Source organism: Bradyrhizobium sp. AUGA SZCCT0182 (assembly GCF_018130185.1).
Taxonomy (GTDB): Bacteria; Pseudomonadota; Alphaproteobacteria; order Rhizobiales; family Xanthobacteraceae; genus Bradyrhizobium.
The window spans coordinates 1-5145 of the sequence record NZ_JAFCLY010000092.1 but is presented as its reverse complement, the minus strand read 5'-3'; the positions used below and the strand labels follow the sequence as shown (position 1 = coordinate 5145).

Here is a 5145-nt window from a genome sequence, read left to right as displayed (position 1 = left end):
CTCAAGCCGCCATGCAAGAGGCCGCCCATAGTGCGCAAGAGCGCCTTGAAGCCACAAACGGCGGAAACGCTCATGGCAGCGGGGCCTCTAGCAACTCTATGCCGCCGTCACCGACGAAGAAGGTCAGTCCTTCCCCTCGTGAGAGAGTGTAGCGGACCCATCGTGGGAGAGCGTAGCAGACCATTTCGCAGTGACCTCTTCAACCTGGTAGCCCCGGCGATCTGAGACCGGCATATGCTAAAAACCTTAGGACGATCGTTGGGTCGAGTCTGAGTGATATTTTTCATTTGAGCTGGCGAGGTCGCAAATTGCGACATGCCAATGCTGGGAGGTGGGCTTGGCGAGAAAACGCATCGGCATTCTCACGGGCGGCGGCGACGTCCCCGGCCTTAACGCTGTCATCAAGAGCGTCACTTATCGCGGCAGTGAGAACGACATCGAGGTCATCGGCCTCCGCCGTGGTTGGGAGGCCCTCACGCACCTCAACCTGGAGGACCCGGCCAGCAAATCTCACTACCTCATGCCCCTGAATCGTGAAAACACGCGCACCATCGACCGGAGCGGCGGCACCGTGCTGCACTCGAGCCGCATCAATCCGTCCAAAATGCAAAAGCTGCCCGAACATCTCGTCGGCAAGGACCTTCCGGTCTCCCTAAGTACCAGGGGCGGCGGCGCAACCAAGACGTGGGACCTCACCGGCCAGGTGCTGGCGAACCTCTCGGGGCTCGGCATCGAACACCTGATCGCCATCGGCGGCGACGACACGCTTAGTTATGCCGCCAAGCTCAACGAACTCGGTGTCAAGATCATCGCCATCCCGAAGACGATGGACAACGACGTCCGCAACACCGAGTACTGCATCGGCTTCTCGACCGCGATCACTCGCGCCAGCGCAGCTATCCAGCGGCAGCGAACCACTGTCGGCTCGCACGAGCGAATTGGCATTTTCCGCGTCTTTGGCCGCGATGCCGGATTTACCGCGCTCTACACCGCGTACGCGACCTCGATCCGATGCGTCATACCGGAGTACAAGGTCAATCTCGACAGATTGATCCAGTTGCTCCTTGAAGAGAAGCGCGCCAACCCGAGCAATTACGCGCTGATCGTGCTCAGCGAGGGCGCCGAGTGGGAGGGCTACAAGCTGCAGGAATACGGCGAGCCCGACGCCTATGGTCACCGCAAGAAGGCCAGCGTGGCGGAATCGCTTGCCGAGGAGATCAAGCAGCGCGTTGGAGAAGAGACAATCACCTCTGACCTTACCTACGATTTGCGATCGGGCGAACCTGACTTCATCGACAAGCTTGTAGCCCTGACTTTCGGCAACATGGCTTACGATGCCATCCTGGAAGGCAAGACCGGTCTCATGTCGGCTCTGGTAGAGGGCCGTTACGACCTCGTGCCCATCCCTGACCCCAAGCTGGGGCCTCGCAAATTGGATGTCGCCAGCACATACAACACGGAGCGCTACCGCCCTACCTACGGCAACAAGCTGGGGCTGCCGGTCTTTCTCAACCGCGCGTCATAGGGTGCCAGGCGGTAACCGCCAAGGACGTCTCCTATGGGGCAGCCTCGGAAGTAGTGCCCGGCCAGATGGGTCTGCCGACGCGGGTGTCAGGGCCTCGTGCCGAGATCATGAAGGGGTCAGGGCCATGGAGATCGAACGCACTACATTCGGCACCATCACGATTGACGGAACGACGTAGTTATCCGGCGATCGCGTGTAGCGCGAGTTGGTCAAAGCGTGCCCAATAGAGCCCATCAGGGCTCCACTAAGAGGGCAGCGTGTTGCAATCCATATCCAAGAGTCCCGGTCGCTATTATCTGGCAGTCTTTGTGCTGGCGTTCGCGACACTTTCCTACCAGATCCTGATAACGCGCTTCTTCAGTGTTATGCTCCATCATCATTTCGCATTCGCGGCCATTTCACTTGCCATGCTAGGGCTCACCCGCGGAGCGATGGAGGTCTACGGCAAGCCCGACCGTTATACCACGGAGCGGGTTGGCATCGATAATGAAAGAGGCCGCCTCATCTGGCGGCCTCTTTGCCTTGCGATCTAGGCCCCCGCCTAGCTTTGAAGTCCGACCCTCTCGATGGGCATCTGCAATTCGGCAGCCCGTTCTTTCCGTTCCTTCTTGGAAAACTCGTGCTCGCGCTGCTCGAAAGCCGCAAGTTCCTTTTGTGCCGCTTCAAGAAAGCGGTCGCGTGGTGTCACTGCCAACTGAGTGTGCCTTGTCATTATTACGCCACCCATTGCTACCCCAGCGCCCAACCTATCCAACTGCGGGAACCTGGGAAAGGTTCGTGACGGTAAAATTACGGACTGATGAAATCGGGACACAGTGCCCACCTGAGGCGGCCTTAATTCTTGTTCGTGAACTTCGCGATCTTCCGCGTTCCGTCCCACAGCTCTACATCATGGCCGTCAACGAGCCGCTTGGCGCGCTCTTTGGCGGTGTCATCACCATCGCATTCGATCTCAACGCGATCAACGATATGGCCGTCCGAGCTGATCAGGAAAGCGCGGTAAATGTGCTGCATGTCATACCAGCCCGTGAATCGGTGCTGGAAAGTAGGGCTGGGTAAAATCGAGAACAAGTTAACTTTGTACCTTTACTTCAAATCCCTTGTTGAGTTGTGGCAGCGGAATGAACCTGCTGCATGAGGGACAGGCCATGGCGGTGGCACCGCAACCGCACGCATATTTCCCTGACCATGGCCGGTCAGGGTGGGCGTCACAGACGCACCGCGTTTCATCGCATACGAAGCACCCTATCGACTTAATCACTGCGCTGCCTCCCTATTCTGGCGGCTTCAGTCCGGGTGACGAAATCCAGGCGGTAATGCTGGCGGCGGTTTCTGCCTCGCGGGCTTTGCGTAGAAGCGTCTGCCGCTTCGATCCCGGCTTCAGACTTTTGGCGGTTTCCCTAAGTTTGATTGCCTCTAGGGCTAACCGCTCGTCCAAAGGGTGATCGTGTTCAATGTGCCGTCGCTCCGACATGGGAACCTCCGTCGCCCCATCCCAAAACTCTCATTCCCCCGACGCGGTTCCCGATTCAAAAGGAGCCACTGCTAAAGTTGTAAAGGGGCCACTAGCCATCGAACGGAATGGAAAGGGGCCAGCACCTGAGGAGATATGGGAACGGATCAAGAAATTTGTACGCTTCGAGAACGCGCCCCTCGACGAGGTCCGTTCCGGGTCAAACTGAGAAGTCCAGGCGGGCCTTCGGGAAGTCGGCTTTGCCCTCAACAGCGGACTTCGTCAAAGGTTGTCGGCATGTCGCAAAGGCGCCCGAAGCGGACATGCTCGCAACCGACGAGGCGCAGCGCTTCGTCGACAGACCGTCCCTGCCCTTATCGATGACCTCGTTCGCAGACACCAAAAGTGCTTGCGGCACGATCAGCCCCAGCGCCCTCGTGCCCGCGCAGAGGCGACCTCTTCTGTAGCGGCAATCGCGACTACGCTCATAGCTACAACCAGCTCACTTTGGCTCGCCGTCAAAGTTCGGATTTTGATGAATACCCGGACTCGCATCACGAGCCCGGGGTCTTACGTTTTGGCTACGGCATTAGCGTGCCGGCTTGAGCGTGTTCTCGATCAGGTATGCCGTGGCCTTTGGGGCTACATCCTCGCTGGCGCGGATCGCGAATCGATAGTGCACGCCACCCCAGACACGGACATTCTTCTGCTCCTCGGCCATATCGGCCAGGCTGGCGAACTGCCTGGTCCGCTTCGGATCCCGCACATCGGTCGCCGTGAACGGAATGGCCTTCACCGGCCCGAAAACCGATTCCAGGACCGCCACCGCGGTGGTGGCGTTGTAGGTCGCCTGCGACGGGTATTCGGGATGCATTGGCGTCGGATTGAACGAAGTCCAGCCGGCATCGCGCTCGGTGGCATCGTTGCCGTCCTGGTCGCCATTGCGGATGGCGGTGACGGGCCGCCAGAAATTGTAGTAGTACTTCGCCTCCCAATTGAGAACGTAGGCGTTCGCCAGACCCATGTTGAGCAGTGCGAACAGGCGCGCACATTCAGCGAGCGGCATTTCCTTTGCCTTCGCAAGCTCGCGCGCCGCCGCTTGCAGGGCAGGGCCAAAATTGACGTTGCCCCAAAATGTTACCGCTTCGGTCTGCTCGGGAGTGCGCGCCGTGCTCTTGGTGCCGCCGAGGCTCTTCACCTCGTTGTAGTCGCGGGCCCACTCTGCGCTCGACAGTGCCGGCGGCGGGCCGGGCCGGAACTGGTCGGCGCCGTTGAGCACCCATGGCTTCGCGCGCGCATATTGCTCCCACGCCGGCAGCGTCGTCGGCACGTAGGCCCCGGGAGCAGCGTGCGGCCTGTAAGTGTCGGGAGCGTTGGTGCCGTCGTTGGCGCGGTCGGCCTGGACCGCGGCGGCCACCTCCATACCCAGCTTGATGCCTTCGGTCTTTGCGGGCCCCTCTGGGATCGCCTTGAGTGATGCCGCGTAGCCCTCTTCGATCTTGGCTTTCTGCTGCGGATAGACCTGGGTGAGGATCTGCTGCGCGGCCGCCGCGGCCGCGGCTTCTGCGGATGCGCTTGGTGCGGCCGGAAGCGTTGCGACTACGCGCGTGTAACGATTCTGAACCGTGTTGATCGCGTCGGACACGGCGACATGCACCATGGCCAAGGTGCGGAGTTTGGGATTGTTGCCGACGTCGTTCGCCACCAGATCATTGGTGATGACGTTCCAATCGGTGACTACATCGGCGCGCGCGGGCGCCGCCAACAGCGCTGCCGCGACTATGCCCGGCAGCAAAGTTGCAGCCGATAATTTTAAATCGGATCTCATTTTGCGCCTCCCTTTGTGGTGCCCACACATGCGGACCCTCCACTCGGTGGGTACGGTCAGTCTCCTTCTTTCCACTGGCGTGGACTATTGGTCGAGATGACGCATCCTGGCTGTTTGGCTTTTGGATTGGCTGTCTGCCGAATTCTGTATAACTCTACCGCTTCGTCCGAAGGTGGCGCTGCTCTCGCTGCAGCGCATAAATTGGGCTAACGGGGCCCGGGGACGCGAGACCACCCTTGCGGGCATAATGTCCGCTTTAGCTGGCGAGTTCAACCGATCGCTGCAACACATTCTGCGAACTTCTCAGCCGGCGTCTGATAGAGCAAGGTCTTTCTCGGC

General features: G+C 59.8%; 4 protein-coding genes. 3 read left to right on the top strand and 1 reads right to left on the bottom strand.

Annotated features, from left to right (window positions below; genetic code table 11):
• The first annotated feature begins 337 nt into the window (after nt 1-337).
• The 3 genes from JQ611_RS41240 to JQ611_RS41230 all read left to right on the top strand — a co-directional run bounded on the left by JQ611_RS41240 (nt 338) and on the right by JQ611_RS41230 (nt 2584).
• Nucleotides 338-1525, top strand: a complete 1188-nt coding sequence (locus tag JQ611_RS41240; protein ID WP_212000733.1) for a 6-phosphofructokinase — start codon at nt 338-340, stop codon at nt 1523-1525.
• 257 nt (nt 1526-1782) lie between these two features.
• Nucleotides 1783-2058, top strand: coding sequence for a hypothetical protein (locus JQ611_RS41235; protein ID WP_212270378.1), 276 nt, complete (start codon nt 1783-1785; stop codon nt 2056-2058).
• Between the two features lie 244 nt (nt 2059-2302).
• On the top strand, nt 2303-2584 hold the full coding sequence (locus tag JQ611_RS41230; protein WP_212270380.1) for a hypothetical protein: 282 nt from the start codon (nt 2303-2305) through the stop codon (nt 2582-2584).
• 983 nt (nt 2585-3567) lie between these two features.
• Here the strand turns inward: JQ611_RS41230 and JQ611_RS41225 are convergent.
• On the bottom strand, nt 3568-4806 hold the full coding sequence (locus JQ611_RS41225) for a vanadium-dependent haloperoxidase (protein WP_212468828.1): 1239 nt from the start codon (nt 4804-4806) through the stop codon (nt 3568-3570).
• Nucleotides 4807-5145: the final 339 nt, after the last annotated feature.

Coding starts and splice junctions, on each gene's coding strand:
- JQ611_RS41225 (WP_212468828.1), bottom strand. CDS start 4,806: ATGAGATCCGATTTAAAATTATCGGCTGCAACTTTGCTGCCGGGCATA.